General features: G+C 43.4%; 25 protein-coding genes. 14 read left to right on the forward strand and 11 right to left on the reverse strand.

Going from position 1 to position 25,651, the window contains the following annotated elements:
- Window positions 1–147: 147 nt before the first annotated feature.
- The 6 genes from HOL16_05260 (at window position 148) to HOL16_05285 (ending at window position 5,932) form a co-directional block, all read left to right on the forward strand.
- Complete coding sequence (locus tag HOL16_05260) at window positions 148–348, forward strand: hypothetical protein (GenBank protein MBT5390100.1); 201 nt, start codon at window positions 148–150, stop codon at window positions 346–348.
- A 117-nt stretch (window positions 349–465) separates the two neighbouring features.
- On the forward strand, window positions 466–1,176 hold the full coding sequence (locus HOL16_05265) for a prepilin-type N-terminal cleavage/methylation domain-containing protein (protein ID MBT5390101.1): 711 nt from the start codon (window positions 466–468) through the stop codon (window positions 1,174–1,176).
- 13 nt (window positions 1,177–1,189) lie between these two features.
- Complete coding sequence (locus HOL16_05270) at window positions 1,190–2,008, forward strand: type II secretion system protein (GenBank protein ID MBT5390102.1); 819 nt, start codon at window positions 1,190–1,192, stop codon at window positions 2,006–2,008.
- Between the two features lie 168 nt (window positions 2,009–2,176).
- Entirely contained in the window at window positions 2,177–4,201 is a 2,025-nt protein-coding gene (gene tkt, locus HOL16_05275; GenBank protein ID MBT5390103.1) for a transketolase, read from the forward strand.
- Between the two features lie 9 nt (window positions 4,202–4,210).
- A complete protein-coding gene (gene gap, locus HOL16_05280) occupies window positions 4,211–5,221 on the forward strand; it encodes a type I glyceraldehyde-3-phosphate dehydrogenase (protein ID MBT5390104.1) in 1,011 nt (336 codons plus the stop codon).
- 12 nt (window positions 5,222–5,233) lie between these two features.
- Complete coding sequence (locus HOL16_05285; GenBank protein ID MBT5390105.1) at window positions 5,234–5,932, forward strand: hypothetical protein; 699 nt, start codon at window positions 5,234–5,236, stop codon at window positions 5,930–5,932.
- A gap of 24 nt (window positions 5,933–5,956) precedes the next feature.
- Here HOL16_05285 and HOL16_05290 read toward each other — a convergent pair whose 3' ends face one another.
- Together HOL16_05290 and HOL16_05295 are read right to left on the reverse strand one after the other, a co-directional pair.
- A complete protein-coding gene (locus HOL16_05290; GenBank protein ID MBT5390106.1) occupies window positions 5,957–6,796 on the reverse strand; it encodes a phosphotransferase family protein in 840 nt (279 codons plus the stop codon).
- Between the two features lie 98 nt (window positions 6,797–6,894).
- The gene (locus HOL16_05295; GenBank protein ID MBT5390107.1) at window positions 6,895–7,599 is read right to left on the reverse strand and encodes a response regulator transcription factor; all 705 of its coding nucleotides are present in this window, start codon (window positions 7,597–7,599) and stop codon (window positions 6,895–6,897) included.
- A 191-nt stretch (window positions 7,600–7,790) separates the two neighbouring features.
- Here HOL16_05295 and HOL16_05300 point away from each other — a divergent pair, with 191 nt between their 5' ends.
- Window positions 7,791–8,309, forward strand: coding sequence for a hypothetical protein (locus HOL16_05300; GenBank protein ID MBT5390108.1), 519 nt, complete (start codon window positions 7,791–7,793; stop codon window positions 8,307–8,309).
- A 20-nt stretch (window positions 8,310–8,329) separates the two neighbouring features.
- Here HOL16_05300 and sucB read toward each other — a convergent pair whose 3' ends face one another.
- From sucB to HOL16_05330, 6 genes are all read right to left on the reverse strand, one after another.
- Entirely contained in the window at window positions 8,330–9,406 is a 1,077-nt protein-coding gene (gene sucB / locus HOL16_05305; GenBank protein MBT5390109.1) for a dihydrolipoyllysine-residue succinyltransferase, read from the reverse strand.
- Between the two features lies 1 nt (window position 9,407).
- The gene (locus HOL16_05310) at window positions 9,408–12,296 is read right to left on the reverse strand and encodes a 2-oxoglutarate dehydrogenase E1 component (protein MBT5390110.1); all 2,889 of its coding nucleotides are present in this window, start codon (window positions 12,294–12,296) and stop codon (window positions 9,408–9,410) included.
- A 66-nt stretch (window positions 12,297–12,362) separates the two neighbouring features.
- Complete coding sequence (gene sucD / locus HOL16_05315; protein MBT5390111.1) at window positions 12,363–13,262, reverse strand: succinate--CoA ligase subunit alpha; 900 nt, start codon at window positions 13,260–13,262, stop codon at window positions 12,363–12,365.
- Window positions 13,263–14,432, reverse strand: a complete 1,170-nt coding sequence (gene sucC, locus HOL16_05320; GenBank protein MBT5390112.1) for an ADP-forming succinate--CoA ligase subunit beta — start codon at window positions 14,430–14,432, stop codon at window positions 13,263–13,265.
- A 24-nt stretch (window positions 14,433–14,456) separates the two neighbouring features.
- Window positions 14,457–15,419: a malate dehydrogenase gene (gene mdh, locus HOL16_05325; GenBank protein ID MBT5390113.1), complete on the reverse strand. Its 963-nt coding sequence runs from the start codon at window positions 15,417–15,419 to the stop codon at window positions 14,457–14,459.
- A gap of 57 nt (window positions 15,420–15,476) precedes the next feature.
- Window positions 15,477–16,139 (reverse strand): phospholipase, encoded by a 663-nt coding sequence (locus HOL16_05330; GenBank protein ID MBT5390114.1) that lies wholly within the window; start codon window positions 16,137–16,139, stop codon window positions 15,477–15,479.
- A 130-nt stretch (window positions 16,140–16,269) separates the two neighbouring features.
- Here HOL16_05330 and HOL16_05335 point away from each other — a divergent pair, with 130 nt between their 5' ends.
- Both HOL16_05335 and HOL16_05340 read left to right on the forward strand, forming a co-directional pair.
- Entirely contained in the window at window positions 16,270–16,626 is a 357-nt protein-coding gene (locus HOL16_05335) for an STAS/SEC14 domain-containing protein (GenBank protein ID MBT5390115.1), read from the forward strand.
- Window positions 16,627–16,655: 29 nt separating this feature from the next.
- Window positions 16,656–17,018, forward strand: a complete 363-nt coding sequence (locus tag HOL16_05340; protein MBT5390116.1) for an STAS/SEC14 domain-containing protein — start codon at window positions 16,656–16,658, stop codon at window positions 17,016–17,018.
- Between the two features lie 14 nt (window positions 17,019–17,032).
- Here HOL16_05340 and HOL16_05345 read toward each other — a convergent pair whose 3' ends face one another.
- The gene (locus tag HOL16_05345; protein MBT5390117.1) at window positions 17,033–19,246 is read right to left on the reverse strand and encodes an ATP-dependent RecD-like DNA helicase; all 2,214 of its coding nucleotides are present in this window, start codon (window positions 19,244–19,246) and stop codon (window positions 17,033–17,035) included.
- Between the two features lie 301 nt (window positions 19,247–19,547).
- Here HOL16_05345 and HOL16_05350 point away from each other — a divergent pair, with 301 nt between their 5' ends.
- Both HOL16_05350 and HOL16_05355 read left to right on the forward strand, forming a co-directional pair.
- Window positions 19,548–20,945 carry a hypothetical protein gene (locus tag HOL16_05350; protein MBT5390118.1) on the forward strand — a complete coding sequence of 466 codons (1,398 nt, stop codon included), beginning with the start codon at window positions 19,548–19,550 and terminating at the stop codon, window positions 20,943–20,945.
- Between the two features lie 132 nt (window positions 20,946–21,077).
- A complete protein-coding gene (locus HOL16_05355) occupies window positions 21,078–21,665 on the forward strand; it encodes a redoxin domain-containing protein (protein MBT5390119.1) in 588 nt (195 codons plus the stop codon).
- Window positions 21,666–21,735: 70 nt separating this feature from the next.
- Here HOL16_05355 and HOL16_05360 read toward each other — a convergent pair whose 3' ends face one another.
- Together HOL16_05360 and HOL16_05365 are read right to left on the reverse strand one after the other, a co-directional pair.
- The gene (locus HOL16_05360) at window positions 21,736–23,574 is read right to left on the reverse strand and encodes an ABC transporter substrate-binding protein (protein MBT5390120.1); all 1,839 of its coding nucleotides are present in this window, start codon (window positions 23,572–23,574) and stop codon (window positions 21,736–21,738) included.
- A 60-nt stretch (window positions 23,575–23,634) separates the two neighbouring features.
- Entirely contained in the window at window positions 23,635–24,183 is a 549-nt protein-coding gene (locus tag HOL16_05365) for a cytochrome c family protein (protein ID MBT5390121.1), read from the reverse strand.
- Window positions 24,184–24,280: 97 nt separating this feature from the next.
- Between HOL16_05365 and HOL16_05370 the strand changes: the two genes are divergently transcribed.
- From HOL16_05370 to HOL16_05380, 3 genes are all read left to right on the forward strand, one after another.
- Window positions 24,281–25,039: a 3-deoxy-manno-octulosonate cytidylyltransferase gene (locus HOL16_05370; protein ID MBT5390122.1), complete on the forward strand. Its 759-nt coding sequence runs from the start codon at window positions 24,281–24,283 to the stop codon at window positions 25,037–25,039.
- Between the two features lie 75 nt (window positions 25,040–25,114).
- A complete protein-coding gene (locus HOL16_05375) occupies window positions 25,115–25,381 on the forward strand; it encodes a type II toxin-antitoxin system prevent-host-death family antitoxin (protein MBT5390123.1) in 267 nt (88 codons plus the stop codon).
- Window positions 25,378–25,641: a Txe/YoeB family addiction module toxin gene (locus HOL16_05380; GenBank protein ID MBT5390124.1), complete on the forward strand. Its 264-nt coding sequence runs from the start codon at window positions 25,378–25,380 to the stop codon at window positions 25,639–25,641. The genes HOL16_05375 and HOL16_05380 overlap by 4 nt, the downstream gene beginning before the upstream one ends.
- Window positions 25,642–25,651: the final 10 nt, after the last annotated feature.

Consider the following 25,651-nt stretch of genomic DNA (forward strand, 5'->3'; position numbering starts at 1 on the left):
CAAACTCAGATAGCGCTTCCAATCTATTCTCAACATCAAAAAATCCTGGCTGTGACATTTATAAACCCTCCAAAAATAACCAACTATCTCTTTATATCAGATGTTTACGTCATGTCTAGAGGTTAATAGAGGCGCCCAATTAGGGAAATGGATTCTGTTCTGCGACTGAACTCGGGGCAAATGATTGTCTTGGGCGGGCTTATGCAAGAGCGTGAACAAGAGGAACATGCAGGCATTCCTGGTTTGTCCGAAGTGCCGCTTTTGGGAGCGCTTTTTAAGGGAAAAAGTGTAGAGAATCGGATGATAGAACTGGTTATCCTTTTAAAGGCTACTATTTTAAATGTTTAGCTCTCTCCAAAACTTTTCGGCCATGAAATTTTGTGAATTGGACGGAGGGTTGGGACATTCATTTTCAGTGTTCAGGCAAGAGGAGCTTCAGGATCGGATGTACAGGAGGGCGGTAATTTGAGGATGATATTTTGGAAGGTTTTTAGCTCAGAGGATGGTTTTGGTTTGGTTGAAATCGCCGTTGCCCTCGTGATTATGGGGCTCATTATGGGAGGAATATTAAAAGGATATACACTGGTCGAAAACGCTCGACTAAGAACGGTGATTGCACAAATCAATGAATATCGTATGGCCGCACATGGATTTTACGATCGCTACGGGGCTCTTCCAGGAGACTATGACAAGGCTTCCCAATATATTCAACCAGAGCTATGGGATGGAGATAATGATGGATTTATAAGAGGTGGAGGGCTTGAATCCCGCAGTGGGAGCGTGCGAGAAGCTGTTTCCTTTTGGGCGCATCTTTCTGGAGCAGGATTTATTTCAGATACAGGAAAGCCTTTATCAGGAGCCCATGCAACCTTTGGAAAAGGGGCTCCAAAGTCAAAAATGGGTGGGGGAATGACCATAGAAATGGATCCAGTTGGAACGGATTTGAAGGGGCTTTGGTTTATTTTGGGAGCAGAAAATGGTCCCCACGGGAATAAGGGGCTATTGACGCCTGCACAAGCCATGAGCTTGGATCAGGCAGACGATGATGGAAATCCTGAAACAGGATGGATTCGTGCCCGTGAAGGTGCAGGGACTCCCGCCGGAAATTGTGTCAAAAATGGAGCCTATAACGGAAGTGTAAAAGATCCTGCCTGTGTTCTTTATTTCCAATTTTGAAGGAATCAAGTTTATGTGGAAAATGAAATCCTTTAAACGTAAGGGAATGGCTTTGTTGAAAAAGGAGGAAGGTTTTTCCTTGTTAGAAGTGACGATCGTTCTCATGATCTTGGGACTCGTGAGTGGGATAGCGATTCCAATCTTAACCCACAGTCAGATAAATCATAAATTTCTGAAAACAAAGGAAATTCAAGAGAAAATTCTGACAGTATTTGCAGCCTATGTCCTTTTGAATGGTAGATTGCCTTGCCCCTCTGATCCTTTGGGGCGCAGAGGGGCAGCCTTGCAAACTTGCCAAGGAGTACAGGCGGTTGGATTGATTCCTTTTCAGACACTTGGGATTCCTGAAGCCATGGCCAAAGATGGCTTTGGAAGATATATGACATATGGAGTTTCTCCAGAGTTAACGAAAGAAGGGTTTGAAAAAACTGAAACTATTGATGGCATGGGAGTTCCCGTAAAAAAGCAGACAATGTTAACTGGGTTTTACCAGGTTCTGCCTGTACAGAACTTGATTGTGAGAAACGATAAGGGTGAGCCGGTGCTTGAGTCGCATTCTCCAGTGCAGAAGTCAGCTTCTGTGGAGGATGCCAGGGATTTTATTGCTCTTGTTGTGGTAAGCCATGGGGAAAAGGGACATGGTGCCATAACAGAATCAGGTGTACGTATTAAGAACCCAAATGCAGGAGCGTGGGAGCAAGAAAATGCCAATGGAGATCTAAGCTTTGTTGATATGCCCTACTCTCGCAACGAACTCGCTGCATTTGATAATGAAATTAGGTGGGTAACGCGCAATAATTTACTTCCATTATATGGTCAGTTTTCACTATAACAAATTGATATTAAAAAATATTTATCTGTTTTTGGAGATTTTTTGATGTCAAAGTTTTCAACAATCTGATTAATAAAAATCAAGGCTTTTCCCCAGGCCTGAAGTCAAGTATACATGCAATTGGGTGAAAGTTTTTTTAAACAGATGTGAAAACGAGATTATATAAATATGTCGTTAAGTGCTATGCGAGATTCTAAAGAAGATTTGGCAATCCCTCTTAAACAAAAAATGGCCAATGCTATTCGGTTTTTGGCCATGGATGCTGTTCAAAAAGCAAAATCGGGTCATCCGGGGATGCCAATGGGAATGGCAGATGTCGCTACCGTTTTGTTTAGTGATTTTCTAAAATTCAATCCAGCGCATCCAAAATGGGCTGATCGAGATCGTTTTGTCTTGTCTGCGGGGCATGGATCCATGCTGTTGTACTCTCTTTTATATTTGACCGGCTACAAGGACTTGTCCCTTCAAGAATTAAAGAACTTTCGCCAACTGGGAAGTCGAACCGCAGGCCATCCAGAATATGGCCATGCTGGTGGAATCGAAACGACTACTGGCCCCTTGGGGCAAGGATTGGCAAATGCCGTGGGGATGGCATTAGGGGAGCGTATGATGGCCGCCCGCTACGGTGATGACCTTTTCGATCACTTCACCTATGTAATTGCTGGAGATGGCTGTTTGATGGAAGGAATTTCTCAAGAGGCTATTTCTTTTGCGGGCCATTTAAAGCTTAACAAGCTTATTGTTCTGTTTGATGATAATGAGATTACCATTGATGGGGCAACGGATTTATCAACTTCCGATGATCAAATTGAGCGATTCAAAGCAAGTGGTTGGCATGTTCAATCTGTTGATGGACACGATATGGAAGAAATTAAGATTGCCATTACCGAAGCAAAGGTATCGCCTTTTCCAAGCCTAATTGCTTGTCGTACGACTATTGGGTACGGAGCCCCGACGAAGGCAGGAACTTCCTCAAGTCATGGAGCTCCTCTGGGAGAAGAAGAAATTGAAGCGACTCGTGCGAGTCTTAAATGGCCCCATGAACCATTCGATGTTCCCAAGGAAATTCTAGATCAATGGAGACATATTGGTCGAAGAGGTAATGCTGAGTATCACTCATGGAATAAAAAAGTGGGGGATCTTCCACAGAAAAAAGCGCATGCATTGCAACAGGAATTAGAAGGGCAATTGCCTGATGGATGGGACGTGGGGGCAAAAGCTTTAATAGAGACGTTCGCTAAAGAAAGACCAACTTTGGCGACAAGACAATCTTCCCAAAAAGCTCTGGAGGTATTGGTTCCGAAAATTCCTGAGCTTGTTGGTGGATCCGCAGATTTAACCGGATCCAACAATACTAAAGTCGCGGGAATGACTGTTGTTACAAAAAACAATTTTAAAGGAAATTACGTTAATTATGGCGTCCGAGAGCATGGGATGGCCAGTATAATGAATGGCCTGGCCCTTCACGGAGGCTTTATTCCCTATGGGGGAACCTTTCTCGTCTTTGCCGATTATGCCCGTCCAGCAATGCGTTTATCTGCCCTCATGAATTTGGGTGTTGTCTACGTCATGACCCATGACTCCATTGGTTTGGGTGAAGATGGCCCAACACATCAACCAATCGAACAAATAGCTTCTTTGCGGGCCATGCCAAATCTTCGAGTGTACAGGCCGGCGGATGCTATCGAAGTTGTGGAATGTTGGATGTTGGCTGTTCAGAGCCGACATACGCCCTCTGTCCTTGCCCTGTCTCGGCAGGGAGTTGCGACGTTGCGGGAGAGTGTGTCTGAGAACCTATCTGCCCGTGGGGCCTATATTATACGAGAGCCAAAAGGAAAAAGGAAAATCACCCTTTTAGCAACGGGATCTGAAGTAGAGATTGCGGTAAAAGCCAAAGAAATACTGGAACGAGAGAAACTTCCAACAACGGTTGTCTCCATGCCGTGTTGGGAGGCTTTTGAGGGCCAAACGGACGCGTATAAAGCTAGCATTCTAGGACCTAGAGAAAGCCGATTTGCCATCGAAGCGGCTTCTACTTTTGGCTGGGAGAAATTTGTGGAAAGCGACCAAAATATTATAGGTCTCACAGACTTTGGGGCCTCTGGAAAGGCGTCAGACGTATATGAGCACTTTGGCATAACCCCAGAAGCCATTGTAAAACGGGTGCTACATAAACTTTCATTGAATAAGTAAGGAGGCGGCATGGCAATACGAGTTGCAATAAACGGGTTTGGTCGTATAGGACGTCTCGTCCTTCGTGCCTTCCTTGAGTCTTCTAAAACGGATATTGAAATTGTTGCAATTAATGATTTAGGGTCCCTTGAGACCAATGTACATCTTTTTCAGTATGATTCAGTTCATGGGCGCTACGACAAGAAAATAAATATAGCGGCGGATGCTTTTGTCGTCGATGGTCATGCCATAAAGGTTCTTTCAGAGTCAGATCCTGCTGCTCTGCCGTGGCAGGATTTGGATGTCGATATAGTCTTTGAATGCTCTGGTCGGTTCACCTCACGAGAGAAGGCCGAGCTTCACCTAAAAGCGGGCGCTAAGAAAGTTTTGATTTCTGCTCCTGCCGCTAATGCAGATGCAACCATTGTTTATGGTGTAAATCAACAAACGCTTCAGCCTGAGGACGTGATTGTCTCTAATGCTTCTTGCACAACAAATTGTCTGGCGCCGATAGCTGACGTATTACAACGAGCGGTGGGCATTCAGAAAGGCTTTATGACGACAATTCATGCGTACACAGGGGATCAAAATTTGGTGGATGGGTATCACCCTATAGATCCAAGACGGGCCCGGGCGTCAGGTCTTTCTTTGATCCCAACATCTACAGGGGCGGCCAAGGCAGTGGGGCTTGTTTTGCCTGAATTGGCTGGCAAACTTGATGGGACTGCCATTCGTGTTCCAACCCCCAATGTATCTGTCGTCGATTTTACCTTTGTCTCGTCAAAGAAAACGTCTCCTTCTGAAATCAACGATGCCATCATAACAGCCTCGAAAAAGCCCCAATTTAGAGGGATTCTAGAGACGAACGAGTTACCTCTGGTATCCATAGACTTTAATCATTGTGCCGCGAGTTCGATTTTTGATTTGACGCAAACACAAGTCGTTCAAGGGGACTTTTGTCGCGTGCTTGCATGGTATGATAACGAATGGGGATTTTCTAACCGTATGTTGCAAACAGCAGCCGTCATGGGGACCCTTTAAGGTAATAAAATAATGATCCAGTCAGTTCAAAAATTATCCGAGACACCAAAAATTGAACCAACTGCGGCACTTCGAATAACACAATTATTGTGTTCCAAGATTCTTCACGATCTGATAGCGCCTGTTGGAAGTAGTCGTTTGGGAGTGGATTTTATCCATAGCCAGAAAGATCTGACCAAGTGTGAAGAATCCATCAACCTTCTTTCCCAAAGTATTGATAAAATTTCCCATCAATTAACGTTTTATCGAATGATTTTTGGGGAATCTGATCCATTGCCAATGGATCAAGCCCGAAAGGCCGTCGAAAATTTTCTACAATTAGATGACATGACCATTGAGTGGAAAACAGACACCCTACAAGTAGATGGCATCAAGGAAGCTCACGATTCTTTAATGCAGAAAATGATCTTTGGTCTTATCTTGTTCATAAAGGAATCTTCCCATGAAGGGGGAAAGATCATTGTGAGTAGGGAATCAGGGAGCTTTACGGTTCATGGGGAGGCCTCAATATATTTCATCCAGGATGATGTGCGACAATTTCTTCAGGTAAATTCTTTGGATGAAATTGAGTCGGATAAAGTATCCCTAAAGACAATTTTGGCACATTGTATTTTGTTCTATGGGGCTCTCTTGGGGATATCATTAGCTCTTAAGACAGCTCCTAACCAAGGCGATAAGATAAACTCTATTACATTTACGCTAACTAAATAGAGCTTTCACCCGCCTTTATCTCCCTCATACCTGTACAATATATTCCCAAAACTGATTTAAATGATGCCTTGCTTTAAGGACGTTGTGCTTTTTCTTGTGTTGGGGACCTGTATTTGATTGAGCGTAGGCCCAAATGGAAGAATAGAGGCCGTAGAGGGCGCATGTGTACATAAGTTCCCGTCGTTCATTCTCAGTGAATGTCTCAAAATACTGATTGATAACACTGACAATTTGTTCTGCGTTGAGTTCGTCGGCAATAAACAGGCCGGCCAAATCATTATACTCCCCTCCCCAATCGGCGTATTCCCAGTCTATAAGCCACATTTTTTTTCCATCATATATAAGATTGCGTGCCAAAAAGTCGTTGTGGGCAGGGAATTGGAACTTCTTAAGGGGCATGCTGGCATGGAGGGATGTTGCTGCCGTAAATGCAGCTCTTATCTTTTCCATATCGTCACTGTGGAGCTGCTTCATTTGCTTTAACAGAGCATTTATGGCTCCCAGCAGATCGTCCCCAATTCTGTGGTACTTGACTCGCTTCAAAGTATTTTTCTCTTGGATAATGTGTACGGCCAGCTTGAGGAGTTTAGGGTCCTTAAGATCCTGCCGCTCAAGTGATAAGCCCTTTATATACTCGCTGACGAGAATGCCTTTGTCTGGTGATGCAAAGTGGAGTTTAGGGGAGAAGCCTTTTGTGCTCCCATATTGATGGAACATGAGTTCCTTTTTTCTGTCTATATGTAGTCTAGAGGGAAAAGGGGTGCCGTATCTTAGAGCATATGTTTTTCCATCTCTATTCAGCTTGTAGGTTTCATTGGTGCTTCCCTTCTCAATCCTTTGGATTTCTGAAGGGTCTAGTTTCATCACATAGTTTCCCCACTCCGTGGGAGGGCTTGTGTCTGGTAGAGAGAATTCAACCAGTACTAAAATTAGGAAGGCTAAGAACTTGATCATACCTGGGATTATGCAGGCAGGTTTTTAGATTTTAGGATGGGATGTTCCTTGAAGATATATCCCCGTCCCCAAACTGTAACGATATAGTTATGCCCACCGCTCATCTTCGCTAATTTTTTACGTAATTTACAGATGAAGACATCAATAATCTTAAGGTGCGGCTCATCAACGCCTCCGTATAAATGGCTCAGGAAAACTTCCTTCGTCAATGTAGTTCCTTTGCGAAGAATTAAGAGCTCGAGGGTGGCGTACTCTTTTGTCGTAAGGACAATAGGCTTTCCATCATAAAATGCCGTTTGTGCTTGAAGATCGAGAGAAAGTTTTCCCATGCTTATAATGGGCTTTTCATATCCTTTATCACGCCGAATAAGGGCGTTTACACGCGCTAATAGCTCTTCCTTATGGAAAGGTTTCGTCAGGTAATCATCCGCCCCGAATCCCAACCCTTTGACTTTATTAGATATTTGAGACAGTCCGGATAGGATCAAAACGGGTGCTCTAATTCTTTTTAGCCGCAAGCGCTGGAGAACTTCGTAACCGTCAATATCAGGGAGCATAATATCGAGAATGATGAGATCGTAGTCATATATATGCCCTATCTGGAGCCCCTCTTCTCCGAGACGAACGCAGTCAACAACAAATCCTTCTTCTTTGAGGATTAATTGCAAATTTTTTGCCGCCAGTTTGTCATCTTCTATTAGAAGAATTCTCATCCGTTCTGGACCTCCGTCTCAATGCTTTTTCTTTTCATTTTAACCTTATTTTTACTTTTTTGTAAGTATGTTAGGGAATTGTTAAGAAAAACATATGAATAACAACAGGATACACTTTTATTTTATGTTAGGTTTTGCTATATTCAAAGGATTCATAGTTTTCACCCATACTAAATTGACCTTTTAAATCCATGGAAAAAGATAGTAAAAAGAACAGATCCCTTACGGATAAAGAAAAAACCCTATGGGAGATTGTTAAAGAATCAATCCAACCTCTTTCTGGTAAGATGTTGGATAAAAGGAAGGTAGTGCCTAAAGTAAGTCAAAAAAAACAGACTGTTTCTCCTGAAATAAAATCGGAAGTTGTTCCTTCAAAAAGGCATGAAAGGGCCTCCTCCTTTGCCATCAACACGCATACTTTGCGACAGTTAAAACGTGGAAAACTTTCCTTTGACGCCCAACTAGATCTTCATGGCATGACGCAAGATGCAGCTTTTAGAATGTTGCTTGATTTTGTGGAACGTGCCTATCAGCAGCAAAAACGTGTCTTGTTGATTATAACAGGGAAAGGGGCAGGGATTTTGCAGAAAAGTTTGCCTCTATGGCTAGAAGATTCAAGGTTCAGCGGAAAAATTGTTGGCGTACGAACATCCTATCAACAAGACGGTGGAAGCGGCGCCTATTACGTCATTCTCAAAAAGAAGAAATAATCTGAGAGAAGCCTCAGTGTCTATATGTCCAAGAATAATCGATCAGGATTCTCAATTGAATCTTTTAAGTGTACCAGGAATGAAACCGCTTCTTTCCCGTCAATAATACGATGGTCATAAGTAAGCGCTAGGTACATCATTGGGCGTATTTGGACTTGCCCGTCAATAGCCACGGGCCTTTCTTCTATTTTATGAAGGCCAAGAATAGCAGATTGAGGGGGATTTAAAATGGGCGTAGAGAGAAGGGATCCAAATACGCCTCCATTCGTGATTGTAAAGGTACCTTTGCTTAGATCTTCAATTGTAAGCTTATTTTCACGAGCTTTTCCTGCGAGGGCAGCTATTTCTTTTTCTACATCTGCTAAACTAAGGGTATCCGCATCACGGACAACGGGGACGACTAACCCTTTATCTAAGCTGACGGCAATGCCGATGTTGTAGTAGTTCTTATAGATAATATCTTCGTTTTCCACTTCCGCATTAATAACTGGAAACTCCTTTAAGGCGCGGACGGTAGCCTTTGTAAAAAAGGACATAAGGCCCAATTTAATGCCATACTTTTCTTCGAATATTTCCTTGTATTTTTTGCGAAGTCTCATGACAGCGGACATGTCTACTTCGCTAAAGCTGGTGAGCATAGCGGCGGTATTTTGAGACGCCTTCATACGCTCGGCAATGCGCTTGCGCAAGGTAGTCATAGGAACTCGTTCTTCACGATCTTTGTCTAATTTTCGGGGGGTCGAAGCACCTTTTTCCGCCCCTTTGGGAGGCTCTACAGAAGCACTCTTCTTTGACTTATTATCGTTTGTTTTGGAGGAGCTTTTTTTTGATTGGGAGGCCTTTTTTTGCTTAGAGGATGATTTTTTACCCCTATCAACATTTCCCAATATACTTCCGATTTCAACAGTTTCTCCTTCTTGTACAAGGATGTTGGTAAGGGTTCCAGATTGGGGAGCCATCACTTCTACAGAAACTTTATCAGTTTCCAACTCTAATACAGCCTCATCTTCTTCAACAGTATCTCCTTCTGCCTTCATCCATCGGGCAACCGTTGCCTCTGTTATAGATTCGCCGAGAGCTGGGACCTTAATTTCCATTCTATTTTTCCTTTAGTCTTTGTTTGTTCGTCCTCTTTGATTTTGAGGAAGAGAGCGCTTCATCGAAAACTAACGCATTGTTTGCGATGGTTCTTTGTTCTTCAAGATGTTTTTGCATGAGTCCTGTTGCTGGGGAAGCTGCTTCAGGGCGTCCCACATATACAGGACGTTTTTCTTTCATGTTTGCAGCATTCATAACCTTCTCAAGACGGCGGTCAATATATGTCCATGCTCCCATATTTTGCGGCTCTTCTTGACACCAAACCACCTGCGCTTGGGGTGATTCTTTGAGATGTTTTGTCAAAAGTTCATTGGGGAACGGATACAACTGTTCAACACGAATGATGGCAATATCTTGCAGACCACGCTCGTGAATTCCTTCCTCCAAATCATAGTAGACTTTTCCTGAGCATAGGATGATTCTCCTTACATCTTTTTTGGCTGTTTTTGCCAGTGTGTCAGGATAAATGCGTTCAAAGCTAGTATCTTTGGCCATTTCTTGAATTGTGGATTTCGCACTTTTATGGCGGAGTAGAGATTTTGGCGTCATAAGGACCAAGGGTTTCCGAAACTTTCGGCGGACCTGACGTCGAAGAACATGAAAGTAATTAGCTGGTGTTGAACAATTGATCACCTGAATATTATCTTCGGCGCAGAGTTGGAGAAAGCGCTCTAGTCGAGCAGAAGAATGTTCGGGCCCCTGACCCTCATAGCCGTGGGGAAGAAGCATGACAAGCCCTGACATACGAAACCACTTTCTTTCACCAGATGAGATAAACTGATCGATGATCAACTGTGCTCCATTTGAAAAATCACCGAATTGTGCTTCCCAAAGAGTGAGCGAATGAGGATTTGACGAACTATAACCATACTCAAAACCCAAGACAGAAGCTTCGGCAAGAGGACTATCAACGATTTCAATATGAGCTTGAGATTTTTGAATGTGATTTAAGGGGACATACTCTTCTTCTGTTTGTTGATCTATGAGAACGGCGTGACGCTGGGAAAAGGTCCCACGAGCACTATCTTGTCCGCTTAAGCGGATAGGGGTGTTCTCACAAAGCAAAGTTCCAAAGGCTAACGCTTCAGCCATTGACCAATCAATAGCTGTTCCCGTATCAATAGATGTTTTGCGCTGCTCCAATATACGTTTAAGTTTAGGGTGAAAGTGAATATCTGTTGGCTCTCTTGAAATCGCGTGCCCCACTTTTCTAAGCAACTCCAGGGGGACAGCTGTTTCTCCTCGTGTTTTCGTAAATTCCTTTGAGGCGCTTTCCAAATGTGACCATTCACCCTTGAGCCAATCTAAGCCCTTTGATTCAAGTTTTGTCGCTTCTTTAAAAGCCTTGTCGAATTTCTGGGAGTTTTTTTCGTCATATTGAGAAATTTCTGCTGTGGAGATGGTGCTATCTGCTCGTAGTTTCTCCTCGTAAATTTCTCTCACGGAGGGATGTTTCGCGATGGCCTTGTACATGAGAGGTTGTGTAAAGGAAGGTTCGTCGGCCTCGTTATGCCCAAAGCGCCTGTAGCAAAACATATCTATGATGACATCTTTCTTAAAATGATGGCGAAACTCTGCTGCAAGTTGTGCAATGTAGGCGACAGCTTCTGGATCATCCCCATTTACGTGAAATATAGGGGCCTGAATACCCTTAGCTATATCAGAACTGTATGGAGAGGATCGAGATTTCGATGGGCAAGTGGTGAATCCAATCTGGTTGTTTATAATAAGATGAAGAGTTCCCCCTGTTCGGTAGCCATTGAGTTCAGAAAGATCTAAGGTCTCAGCGACAAGTCCTTGTCCTGCGAAGGCCGCATCCCCATGTATAAGTAATCCGGTTGTTTTGCTGCGTTCTAGGTCCCTGGACATAAACTGCTTACCACGTACTTTCCCCATTACCACTGGATCAACGGCTTCCAAGTGGGAAGGATTTGCTGTTAGGGAAAGATGCATTTTATGATCACCAAACTTTCGATCTGATGAAGTTCCAAGGTGATATTTAACGTCTCCAGATCCTTGTACAAAATGGGCATGATTGCCGTTCCCGTGGAATTCAGAGATAATCTCAACAATAGGCTTGTTTAAAATATTTGCCAGGACATTCAGACGTCCTCTGTGAGCCATCCCAAGAACGGCACTTTCTATCCCCAATTCTGCGGATCTTTCTAAGTATACTTCCAGGAGAGGAATAAGGCTTTCCGCACCATCAAGGCCAAATCTTTTAGTGCCGACAAACTTTTTGTGCAGGAACTTTTCCAATGACTGAGAGTCTATAATGCTTTGAAGAATCTTCTTTTTTTGTTCCGAATTTAAAAAGTTGCGGGAATCTGTATTTTCAATTCGTTCTTGAATCCAGCTTTTCTGTGCGGGACTTTGAATATGCAAGAATTCAATGCCTACGGAAGCACAGTAGGTTTGTTCTAGAATACCCAGAATTTCTCTTAGAGTTGCTGTTTTGCGGCCGAGCATATTATCTATATATATTTCTCGGTCATAATCCTGTTCTGTGAAGCCATAGTTCTGTGGGTCTAATTCTGAATGATGTTCGGGCTTGCTTAAACCCAGAGGATCAAGCTGAGCGTAGAGGTGTCCTCGGACGCGATAGGCTCTGATCATCATGCTTGCGCGAATAGAATCTAGAGTAGCTTGGGAAACCACGCTCGTTTCTGTTTTTGAGGGGGCTTTTTGAAGAGTTGTGGATTTTGATGAAGATGGTCTTTGGGGATGGGTAAGTGTGGGTGTTTGCCCTTTTTGAGGAGGTCCCATTTTCTTAAAAAAAGGCAGCCATTCAGACGGGATTGAATCATTCCCATTCAAATACTGATGATAAAGTTTTTCAATGAATTCAGCATTTTGTGAGTACAAGAATTCATTTTCATCGAACGACATGCTTTCCACACCCTTAATATTTTATTCATTTTGCGCTTTTAGGGGACGTATTGCTAGTTTTTTTTACTATCCTGAAGCGGAAGATCGATTGGAGCCTTTGCATACTTCGTAGATGGTTTTGCCCAAAAGAGCAGGAGATTCAGCGACGATCATTCCCGCTGACTTAAGGGCTTCAATCTTATCAAGAGCTCCGCCACTTGATCCGGAAACAATAGCCCCTGCGTGTCCCATACGTCTTCCAGGAGGAGCCGTGATGCCGGCGATAAAAGCAACGAGGGGCTTTTTAACCTTAAGGGATTTATAGTACTCAGCGGCAGCTTCCTCATCGGAACCACCGATTTCCCCAATAAGCACAACGCCTTCCGTTTTTGGATCCTTAAAGAACAAGTCCAAGCAGTCGATGAAAGACAATCCATGGACGGGATCTCCTCCAATGCCAACACATGTGGATTGTCCAAGGCCGATTTTAGAAATTTGATCCACGGCTTCATAGGTTAATGTTCCGGAGCGTGAGATTACGCCAATACTACCCGGTGTGTGGATGTATCCAGGCATAATGCCAATTTTACATTGTTCTGGCGTAATAATTCCTGGGCAATTTGGCCCAATAAGTCTCGTTTTAGAGCCTTCAAGTGCCCGTTTTACCTTGACCATATCCAACACGGGAATCCCTTCTGTAATACATGTTACAAGAGGAATTTCGGCATCAATTGCTTCTAAAATAGCATCCATAGCAAACGGTGCTGGCACGTAAATGACAGAGGCGGTTGCTTTGGTTATGTCAACTGCTTCTTTAACGGTATTGAAAATCGGAAGGCCAAGATGAGTTTGTCCCCCCTTGCCAGGCGTGACACCTCCAACCATTTTTGTTCCGTAGGCGATGGCTTGTTCTGTATGAAAAGTACCATGGGATCCGGTGATGCCTTGGCAAAGAACTCGTGTATTTTTATCAACTAAAATAGACATTTATGCAGCTTTCTGTGTTTCTTTAACGGCCATTTCTGCGGCCTGACCCAAATTATCAGCCAAAAGAATTTCCAAACCTGATTTTGACAGGATCTCTTTTCCTTCTTTTACTTTTGTTCCCTCTAAACGAACCACCAATGGAATAGTCAACTCTATCTCTTTTGCGGCTGCTATAATACCTTCTGCAATAACATCACAGTGCATAATGCCCCCAAAAATATTCACCAAAACGGCTTGGACTCTTTTATCGGACAGGATAATTTTAAAGGCATTGGTGACCATTTCTTGGCTTGCGCCGCCGCCCACATCCAGGAAATTTGCAGGATTTCCTCCGTAGAGTTGTATGATGTCCATAGTTGCCATAGCCAAGCCAGCACCGTTGACCATACAACCAATATTGCCGTCTAATTTCACATAGTTTAACCCTAAATGACTGGCTTTGACCTCTTCAGGATCTTCCTCATGTTCATCCCGAAGTTCCAAGAGCTCTTTATGGCGATATAAAGAGTTTTCTTCTAAACTCATCTTGGCATCTCCAGCCACAACTTGACCGTCTTTTGTGATGAATACAGGATTAATTTCTATGAGATTTGCATCCAGTTTTATAAACGTTTCATAAACACCTCGGAACAGTCTCATGGCATTTTTTGCGGTATCTCCTTTGAGCTCGAGAGAGGCTGTCAGGCCTCTAAGATGAAAAGGTTGAAGACCAACTAAAGGATCAATCGTTATTCTAAATATCTTTTCTGGCGTCTTATCGGCGACTTCCTCAATATCCATGCCTCCCGCAGAGGATGCCACGAGAACGATACGGCTTTGATCGCGATCAACGAGAATACTGAAGTATATTTCTTGATCAATATCGCACGCTTCCTCTACATAAAGCCGCTGAACGACTTTGCCCAGAGGGCCTGTTTGAGGAGTAACGAGAGTTGATCCCAAGAGATTCTCAGCGAAGATGACCCCCTCTTCTATGGTGTTGACGAGCTTTACGCCGCCAGCTTTTCCTCTGCCGCCGGCATGAATCTGAGCCTTGATAACCCAAGGGGCTTTTCCAAGATTCTGGAGGGCCGTTTTTACGTCGCTGGTTGTTATGGCCATTTTCCCTTTTGGAACAGGGACTCCATACTTTGATAAAAGTTCCTTCGCTTGATACTCATGGATATTCATGGATAATTTTCCAGTGGCTTATTTTTAGGCGGCTCTATTTTTGAGTTGATCTATCAGACTTTTGACGGAATCTACAGACCTTTCAAATTCTTCTTGTTCCTTGCTGTCTAACGGAACTTCTACGATGCGTTCGACACCCTCTTTTCCAATAATGACTGGAACACCAACGTATAGATCTTTGATGCCGTATTCGCCAGATAGCCAGGCGGCACAAGGAAGTAGGCGTTTTGTATCTTTTAGGTGGGCTTCGGCCATAGTAATGGCAGAAGAAGCTGGGGCGTAAAAAGCGGATCCTGTTTTAAGAAGGCCGACGATTTCGCCACCACCCTTTCGAGTACGATCAACGATGGCATCTATTTTCTTTTGAGTTGTCCAGCCCATTTTGACTAAGTCTGGCAGAGGGATGCCCCCTATGGATGAATATCTTAAAAGAGGGACCATGCTGTCTCCATGTCCCCCTAAAACCATAGCAGAAACATCTTTTACTGAGACATTAAACTCTTCGGCTAGAAAATATCGAAAACGGGCACTATCCAGAACGCCTGCCATGCCCACGACTCGCTTATGGGGAAATCCAGTCGCCTTCTGCATTTCCCATACCATGGCATCGAGAGGATTTGTAATGACTATCACAAAGGATTTGGGACAATGTGTCTTAATGGCCTTCCCAACTTTTTGGATGACGTCGCTGTTGATGGAAATAAGATCATCGCGGCTCATGCCCGGTTTTCTAGGGATGCCAGCTGTCACAATCACGACATCTGAATTGGCTAATTCTTGGAAATCTGTGCTGCCATAAAAGGCACCATCACAGCCTTCAATGGGCATAGATTCGGCAATATCCAGCCCTTTCCCTTGGGGAATCCCATCGACGACATCAAGGAGTACCACATCTCCCAGTTCTTTGAGCCCAGCTAGATACGCCAGAGTTCCGCCAATATTTCCAGCGCCGACCAGTGCAATTTTATTACGAATATGTGACGTCATCGTTTTTCCTTCTTTAAAGAATTTGACGATGGGAGTGTACACTTAAAAGCGAACTGCTTAAAGGGGGGTAAAAATCTTCTCCAAGAATGCTTGGCCAATTTGGAGACCTTGACGATCTATGCCGTGCTCCAAACCCTTAATAATTTTCCACTCAGCTGGGATATTATGGCTTTTAAGTTGATCAACGGAATAATGCAAGGTTGATACGGGGATAACTTGATCTTGCTCGCCATGCACCAAAGAGACCAAAGGCAGCGGGTTGGCCAAGTGATTAAATATTTTGCCATCGTTAACGACAGCGCCAGAGTATCCTAGGATACCCCCAAAGGATTTTTTAAGTCCCGATGCAAAAGCCATAACAGTTCCTTGGGAAAAGCCTACTAAGACTATTTTTTCAGGATCAAGGTCGTATTTACCCATAAGAGATTCTATGTATTTGTCGAGGATGGATGTTGCGAGATGAATTTCTTGGATCATCCCCTTCATATCGTCAGGTGTAAAATTGAACCATTGGTAGCCCGATGGATTTGCTTGGCATGGGAAGGGCGCATTTGGAGATGCAAATAAAATGTTTGGGAAAGCTGGGGCCCATTCCTTTCCCAGGGACAAAAGATCAGCCCCATTGGCTCCATATCCATGCAGAAAAATGACAGCGCATTCGGGGGTGCCTTTGGATAGTGGTTCCAGAATCGGTCCGGAAAGATTTTCTAAGGTGTTCATAAAGATTGCTTACTCTGATTTGAGTTTGTTTTCAATGGGAAGGTCACAAAATATTCCGTCGTTAACGGTTTGTTAACCTTTTGATGGTAGGCTAAGAATAGGCTTTAACATCAGGTAGTTGAGGAGAGCTATGTTTGAATTTGTAAAAGAATCAGGGCCGTTCATGGTGGTTCGTGCGTCAGATACAGTTACGGAGGACGACTATAAACTTATTGCGCCCATGTTAGATAAGTTGATTAAAATGAATGGGACGCTTTCCTGTCTCATCGATGTATCCAAGGTAACTGATATCACGCCAGGCGGGATTCTTGAGGATTTCAAACTGAGTCATCGACACAAGGATGATTTTAAAAGAGTTGCCATCATGGGCAAAAAGTCCTGGATGGATGAGATGGCCGCTATTAGTAATGCGCTTTCTAATGCCGAAATTCAGTATTTCGATGAAGATGAAGAATCTCAAGCCATGGAGTGGTTAGAGGAAAAATGACGGCGTCCATTTTTTCGAGGAGTTGATCTATGTTTAAAATTATAAGCGAGGAGCCTAACTTGTTGGCAATCCAAGGATCCGGAAGCCTTTCCATTTTGGATTACAAAGATGTCATGCCCAAAATTGAAAAGTATATTCAAGGAAACAAAGAGGCAAATTTCGTAATAGACGTTCGGGATGTATCGGGAATCACCACGGAGGCGATCATTGAAGACTTTAAATTTAGTCACAAATACTGCGGGAAATTTGGACGAATTGCCATCATTGGCAAGAAGTCCTGGATGGATTCCCTCATAGAAATGAGCTCAAAACTCAGCAAAGCGGAAATAAAGCACTTTCTTCCCAAAGACGAGTTCATGGCCTTCGATTGGGCCAAGGGGATAGGAGAGTAGGAAGGGGAAGCTGCTTAGAGAAGAGGGCTGTCTTCACCACTCTCGGACAACCACTCGTTTAATTTGGTCCAACGGTTGCGGACTTGTTTTTCCTTGATGGCCATTTCGAAGGCCCGCATTTGTCCCACGAGGACGACCAGTTGTTTTCCGCGGGTCATGCCCGTATAGACCAAATTACGTTGTAGCATGGGATAATGTTGGGTCATAAGAGGAACGACGATGGCGGGGTATTCTGATCCTTGGGATTTGTGGATGGTGATGGCATAGGCCAAGGTGAGCTGTTCCAATTCCTTGTATGTATAGGAAATGAGTTTCTCCTCATAGGATACCATGAGCTGTTCATCTTCTTTATTCACATCGGCCACATAGCCGATGTCCCCATTGTACACATCCTTATCGTAGTTATTTTCTATCTGCATGACCTTATCTCCAATGCTAAAGGTCATGTCATTCTTCTTGATGGATTTCGTGGAAATGGGATTCAGGAGTTGTTGAAGTTCAACATTTAAAGATTGGGTGCCCAATAAGCCTCTGTTCATGGGGGAAAGGACCTGAATATCTTTCATGGGATCAAATCCAAATTTTTGCGGAATGCGTTCTTTGACGATGTGCATGATTTTTTCAAGCGCATTTTCAGGGTGCTCACATTTGACGAAAAAGCAGTCGGATTCGACAGGGGCCGTTGGAAAATTAGGGGTGATTCCCTGATTGATCATATGGGCATTCAGAATAATTTGGCTGCCAGCCCCTTGGCGGAATATTTCTGTCAGGCGAACAACAGATATTTGTTTCGAGGATATCATGTCCTTCAAGACACTTCCTGGGCCAATGGAGGGTAGCTGATCCACGTCTCCTACGAATAGAACAGCTGCTGAAGAGGGGATGGCCTGCAGGAGAGAACGGAATAAAGTAATATCCACCATGGAAAACTCATCGACGACCAACAAGTCGCATTCTAGGGGATCCGTCTCATTGCGCTGAAACACCTTTTGGAGGGGATTCATTTCCAAAAGTCTGTGAATGGTTTTTGCTTTCTTATTTGTACTTTCTGCAAGCTTTTTTGCGGCCCTTCCTGTTGGGGCACAAAGGGCAACTTTTAGGTTTTGTTTCTCCAAAATGCTGAGAAGACTATTTACAAGCGTTGTTTTTCCAACACCGGGTCCCCCCGTCAGAATCAGTAGTTTCGAGTGCAATGCTGTATGCAGGGCTTCTTTTTGACTATTTGCCAGCTCGATATTTAACTTTTCTTCAACCAGAGGGATCGCTGTTTTAGGATCTACATCTATCCAAGGAACGGATCCCTCGGCTAGTTTTTGAAGCAATTGTGCGCAATTTTTTTCTAGATTATAGAGTTCTTTTAGAAAAATGCAGTTTTGGTCCCCTATGGTGGCTTCTACAGCTTTGCCAGATAAAAGTTCTGCTTGGAGGGCTGTTTCAACAAGATCTCTTGAGACTTGTAAAATATCTTCTGCCATATCAAGCAAAGACTCACGAGGAAAGCCACAATGGCCACTTTCCCTGGCTTGCTGAAGTGCATAGAGAAGGCCTGCTTGGGCGCGAAGAGGTGAGTCTCTTTCAATGCCCATTTTTTGAGCAATGGTGTCGGCGGTCAAGAAACCGATGCCGCGGATATCATTTGCTAATCGATAGGGATTTTGAGTTAGCAACTCTACAGATTTGGCCCCATATGCCTTAAAAATTTGGGAAGCTTTCAGGGTGCTGATACCATTTTGATATAGGAAAATCATAATGTCACGAATGGTTTTTTGCCCAGCCCAATCTTTTCGGATGGTGTGATAGCGCACGCCTCCTATTCCTTCTACTTCGAGGAGCCGTTCCGGTTCGTCCTCGATGATCTCTAAGACTTTCTCTCCAAATTTTTCCACAAGTCGTTTGGCATATTTAGGCCCGATGCCTCTTATCGAGCCAGAAGAAAGGTATTTTTTAATGCCTTCGATGGTTGCTGGAGGGACGGCCCGTAAGGCTGTGGCTTTAAATTGGGGACCGAATTTTTTATCTTGAATCCAGGTCCCTTCCGCATGGAGCTTTTCCCCCTCAGAGGCTTGAAGGATATTGCCGACAACTGTAACCAGGCCCTTATGGTCTTTGGCTTTAACGCGTATTACCGAGAACCCGTTGTCTTCGTTGTGAAAGACAATACGTTCTATAATGCCCTCCACGATTTTAATATCTGGGGACTGAGGATCAGAATTCAGGGATACGGACATAGGGCTAAACCAATATTTTACAATAACTCAGCCCATCTTGGACGAAATACCCCCTACGTTTCAAGCCTTATAAGACATTAAGGCGTGCAAAAATGGAAACATACTTTTTTGGAGCATACCAAACAGATCATTGTAAAATTTTACTATATTTGGTATGCGTTGATTCATCATGCCAAGATTTATAGCCAATAAGACTTGTTTGCGACAAAGTTCCTGATACAGATATCCCGAAATTTTAGATGAAGAAACGGTTCAGGAAGGCGAAACTAAAAAAATATCCACAAAATAGAGGGAGACGAAAATGACTCTAGAAATCTTCATAGGGTTAGTTGCCTTTATAGGAATACTCGTCGCCATTGGGGCCCTCCAACTTAAGAAAGTCACCAGTGAAAATCAGTACCTTTTAGCAGGACGACAAACGGGCCTCTTTGCCTTGATCGCAACATTGGTGATGACAGAGTTCAATACGACTACGCTTATTGCTTTTTCTGGAGCTGGAATTGGTGCGGGATGGTGGGGGCTGGCTTTGCCGTTTATCTTCTTCGTTGGGCTTCTATTCTATGGTCTGACGGTGGCCAAGAAATGGAAAAATTTTAATGGCGTATCTGTGGCTCATTTCTTTACCCAACGCTATGGCAAAGACATTGGCGCATTGGTAGCAGTCATTTTGTTTTCTGCCATGGCCATGTTTAGTGCAACCTATGTGAAGTCTCTGACGCTAATGTTTCTTCCCCTCTTCCCCGACTGGTCTCCCTGGACTTTAAGTGCTGTTCTGGTGGGGAGTGTCCTTTTAATGACGCTTCGGGGCGGATTGGTGTCGATTATTCGCACAGATCTGGTGAGTTTCGTCCTGGCCTGTTGCTTAATGCCATTGCTTTTTCTTTTTGTGGCACAGATACCAGAGAGTGCTCCAGCTGCTCCGATGAGCTTTGCCCAGATGCAAATGGCACTTCCGGTGGAGTTTGTTTTCTCTTTGATCGTTTTGACGATGTTTTCATACATTATTGCGCCCTGGTATGGCCAGAAAATTGTGTCGGCAAAATCTCCCTCCATTGCAAGGAGCGCAGTCCTGCTGTCGGCATTATTTGTCTTTGTTCTATACGGCATTGGGGTGCTTAGTGTCTATTTCTTTTCCCAGAAAGGATACATGAGTGATAATCCAGAGCTGAGCCTACCGTACTTGTTAAACATTGCCGTCCCCCAGAATTTGCAGGGCATTTATTATGGACTCTTTTTTGCTATTGCGGCCACAACCCTTTCTGGGGTTTGGAGTGCCATGGTGACCCTAGTGGTGGGCAAAAGATTAGAGGCAGGGAAAGAAGGCTTAAAGCGCAGTATGTCTCTGATGCTATTATGTGCGTTCCTCTCCTATGCGCTAGGAAATGGAGTCGTTGATAGTGTTTTGAACAAAATGATCTTGGCCAACATTCCGGTGGTTGCTCTGGCCTTTGCTCTTCTCGGAGGGTTTTACTGGAAGAAAACATCTCGAGTGGGAGTCTACGCATCCATTGCTGTCGGGTTGGCCGTGGGAACCACCAGCTATTTGTATTATGGAGAAGCTGGCCTGTATACCTGGTATTGGGCTGTCTATGGAGTCCCCCTTATTTTCCTTTCAGGAATCGTTGGATCAATCCTATTTCCGGAGGAATCGTCTACTTTTTCAGGTGCAGGTAAAGCCATTCTCACGGAAAGCGCATAACTTTGATTTTCCTAGACAATTGCTGGGGTTTTGTGGTTATATGACTTTCAAATGCGCAGAAAACAAAGGAAAACTTTGATTTAGGCGCCTAAAGAATTTACTTTCAGCCCCATTTGATTAGAGGAGAAGATCATGAGTGTACTAACTGGAAAAGAAGCACCGAATTTTAAGGCGGTCACAGTATTCGGCAATGAATTCAAGGACATAGAATTAACCCAGTATCGCGGAAAATATGTGGTCCTCTTTTTCTATCCTCTAGATTTTACATTTGTTTGCCCTACGGAGCTTCATGCATTTCAGAGTTGTTTAAGCGCCTTCAAAAAGCGGAATGTTGAAGTGCTGGGTTGTAGTGTGGATAGCCAGTTTTCGCACCTTGCTTGGCTCAATACACCCAAAAATAAAGGCGGCATTCAGGGAATCGAGTACGGACTTGTTGCTGATATAGGTGGGGATATTGCCAAGAGTTACGATGTTTTGAGTGACGAAAAAGTTGCCTACAGAGGACTTTTTGTCATTGATAAGGAAGGAATCGTGAGACATCAGTTGGTGAATGATTTACCACTAGGGCGGAATGTTGAAGAAGTGCTTCGAACGGTTGATGCATTACAACATCATGAAAAGCACGGGGAAGTTTGCCCAGCTAACTGGACTCAAGATGATGAGGCTATCCAAACAACCCAAGAAAGTGTCGGCGCTTATTTGGATAAAAAAGTAAGCTAGTAATCACGAAATCGGGACCTCTGGCTGATGTGCAAATGAGCCAGAGGTTTTTTTATGTCTGCACACAAACTTAATTTGGAAACTGATCAAGTTTCTTTTCTAATTTAGGATCTATCCACCAAGTGTCAAAGCCAATGGAATACTTGGGTGTGATTTTGGGGTGTCCAAACATATTCCAATAGGCAAGTCGATAATAATTATAGTACCACATGGGGATTACGTAGTGTCCCCATAATAGAACGCGATCAAGAGCATGGGTTGTATTTAAAAGGGTTTCCCAATCTTGAGATGCTGTTAATTGTTCTACAAGTGCATCAACAACGGAATTTTTGATGCCAGCAAGATTTCTTGAACCAGGAAAATCTGCAGCTTCGGATCCCCAAAAATTTCTCTGTTCATTTCCGGGACTAGAACTTTGAGCAAAACCGCCAGCAGCAAGAAGATCAAATTCAAAATTTTCAACGATATTTTGATATTGAGCAGTATCAATGACTCTTATTTTTCCCTCAACCCCCAAGAGTTCAAGATTACGAATGAAAGCGAGAATAATTTTTTCAAAAGCTGGCGAGTTGGTCAGGATCTCAAATTTCATTGGATCCCCTGTTTTTTTATTCACAAGTTTATGATCTTTGAGAACCCAGCCTGCTTCTTTTAATAGGGAAAGAGCTATTGAAAGATTTTCACGTATATTTCCCGAGCCATCCGATTTCGGAGGGGAATATTCTTGCGAGAAGACTTCTTTAGGCAACTTGTCTTTGTAAGGGGTCAGAATTTCTAATTCCTCTTTGTTCGGGAGTCCGGAGGATGCAAAGATGGAATTGTTAAAGAAACTTTTTGATCTTGTGTAGTAATTATAGAAAAAATTCTTATTACTCCATTCAAAGTCGAAAGCATATGCTAGGGCTTGACGAACTTTAGGATCCTTGAAAATCGGCTTTCGAGTGTTGAATATAAAACCTATTAGTCCCATAGGGTTTTCATGGCGAACTTTTTCCAAAATTACATGTCCTTTTTTGACCGCTGGAAAGTTGTAACCAGTGGCCCAGACTCTTGAAATAATTTCACTTCTAAAATTTACATCTCCAGCCTTAAAGGCTTCCAAGGAGACAGTATTATCTCGATAGTAGTCATATCGCATGATATCAAAATTATATTGCCCTTTATTTGCAGGTAATTTTTCGCCCCACCATTTTTTGACACGTTCATAGGTTATGGATCTTCCAGGGTCAGCATTTTTGATTTTGTAGGGACCAGATCCTAGGGGAGGTACAAGGGTTGTTTTTGTAAAGTCTACTTTTTCATAATATTTTTTTGAAAGAATAAAGACATCTGCCCCTATGATAAGGGGAAGCTCTCTATTTGCCCCAGGTTTGAAAGTGAATTTGATGCTTTTCTTTCCGAGTATTTCAACTGTATCGATTCCTGCAAAATAGGTTCTAAATAGAGGCAATCCCTTTGTGCGATGCGTCTCAATGGAAAAGGCAATATCTTCAGCCGTAATGGGGCTCCCGTCATGAAAGGTGGCATCATCACGAAGATTAAAAATAATCCATGATCGGTCTTCAGGTATTTCGATATTTTTTGCAGCGTAGCAATAGACGGTAAATGGTTCATCATCACTTTTTGACATTAGAGATGCATAGGTTGAAATAATACCTGTTGCAGCCACACCTGTTATGATAAAGGGATTTAAATTGTCAAAGGTTCCTGGTGTTCCCAGTCGTACGGTTCCCCCTTTTGGGGCCAAGGGGTTAGTATAATCAAAATGCTTAAAATCAGGACCGTATTTTGGTTCCCCGTACAAAGCAAGGCCATGGGCCTTTTTGACGATGGGGGCTTCTTTCTTGGCATCACATTGATGTTGGAATATCAGCAGAATTGTTAGAAGGTAAAAAGCAAATTTTCTCATTTTATTCCCTTGAATTTGCACGTCCGTGAGTTGTTGAGACTATGGATTTCTACACGCAGCCTAATCTTTTGGCAAGGGGGCTGGGGAATCGCTCAACGTCCGGATATAAGCGATGAGATCGGCTCTCTCTTTTTCCTTCACTAAGCCAATAAAGGCCATTTTTGTCCCGGTGATGAATTTTCGGGGCTTTGCCAGAAACTCATTCAAAGCTTCATAGGTCCAAGTTCCACCCTTCTCTTTCAAGGAATTGGAGTAGGCGAAATTAGCAAGATGACCTAGTTTTTGGTTAACGATTCCCCATAAGTTTGGACCAATTTTGTTAGGCCCCCCTTTGTCGAGTGTATGACATTGGATGCATTTTTTAGCGATTCGTTTGCCCGCTTCAATATCTGCGTGTGCAAGAATCGGGCTAATTGGGTCAAGAGGCTTTTCTTCTTTGGCTTTATGGGTAGGTTGGCCTAGATCAGCGTTGTCGATTTGGACAAGGTAGACATTTTGTTCAAGAGCTTCAGGGGTGACTAGAGCGTCTCCAATTAGGCTGGCCACTAAACCAATTATGAGTGTAACCAGAACAGCTGCCGCAATTTTATTGAACTCTAGACTGTCCATTTTATTATTTTTTCCTTTTTAAGTGTTCTAAATTCATGTATCAAACACCCAGAATGAAAGCAACGATTCTTCATATCACAGATTAACAGGTGGAGCTATGACCGAACAGACTCTAATTGTGATTCCAGCACGTCTTCAAGCAACAAGACTTCCCAATAAGCCTTTGGCCGATATTTGCGGAAAACCTATGATTGTTCGTGTGTGGGAACAGGCCCAAGCATCCCAAGTAGGAGAAGTGGTTGTTGCCTGTGGTGAGCCAGAGATTAAAGAGGTTGTGGAACGGAGTGGAGGCCAAGCTGTTTTGACTGATCCCAATCTTCCCTCCGGGACTGATCGTGTTTGGGCAGCTGTTGAAACGCTTGACCCTAGTGGAAAGTATAGTCGAATTATCAATGTTCAAGGTGATTTGCCGACATTGGATCCCACAACGGTAAGTCGTATTTTAGGGACTTTATCGAATCCAGCTATTGATATTTCGACACCTGTTTGTCCTTTTACCGATGAAGAGGAAATAAATAATCCTAACGTGGTTAAGGCTGTTCTTTCATTAAAAGAAGGCGATACTGAAGGGCGTGCGTTGTATTTTAGCCGTTCCCCCATTCCCCATGGGATGCGCCCACTCTATTATCATATAGGGCTATATGCCTTTCAGAGAGAGGCATTAGAGCGTTTTGTCTCCTTGCCTCAAACGGCACTGGAAAAGGCTGAGCGTCTTGAGCAGCTTAGAGCCCTTGAAGCAGGCATGACCATACAAGGCGTCCTCGTAGATAGTATACCAGTCGGTGTTGATACACCTGAAGATCTTGAAAAGGCCCGCAGTATTGTGGCGAAACAGGATCACGCCAAGATCGCTTAGTTTATTCCTATGTTCTTTATATCTTGATTTTCTGGGCTGTACAGTATATTGTACAAGTATAGGAGGAGATTAGATATGGTTACAGTCACGTATAGTTCCTTGAGAGAAAATTTGAAGAATTTCATGGATCAAGCGATTCAAGACCATGTGAGTTTTCTTGTGACCAGGAAGTCGGGAGAGAATGTTGTACTCCTATCAGAGTCCGACTATAATTCCTTAAGAGAGACGGCTTATTTGCTTCGGAGTCCTAAAAACGCAAGGAGGCTCCTAGAATCCTTGCGGGATTCAAACAAAGCTTCAGGGAAGGAGTTTACGATGAATGATTTGGAAAATTTGGAATGAGAAATATTCTTTTCACTCCAAATGGGTGGGAAGACTATTTGTTTTGGCAAAAAAATGATAAAAAAAAATTAAGAAGGACAAATGATCTCATCAGAGATATTTCACGAGGGCCATTCTCGGGCGTTGGCAAACCAGAGCCCCTTAAATGGGATCTAGAAGGTTGTTGGTCTAGAAGAATCGATCCAGAACATAGGCTCGTCTACAAAATTGTAAATGATAATATTCATATTCTAGCTTGTCGATATCATTATGGAACATAAAACAAGCGTG

It is taken from the genome of Alphaproteobacteria bacterium (genome assembly GCA_018662925.1).
Lineage (GTDB): Bacteria > Pseudomonadota > Alphaproteobacteria > 16-39-46 > JABJFC01 > JABJFC01.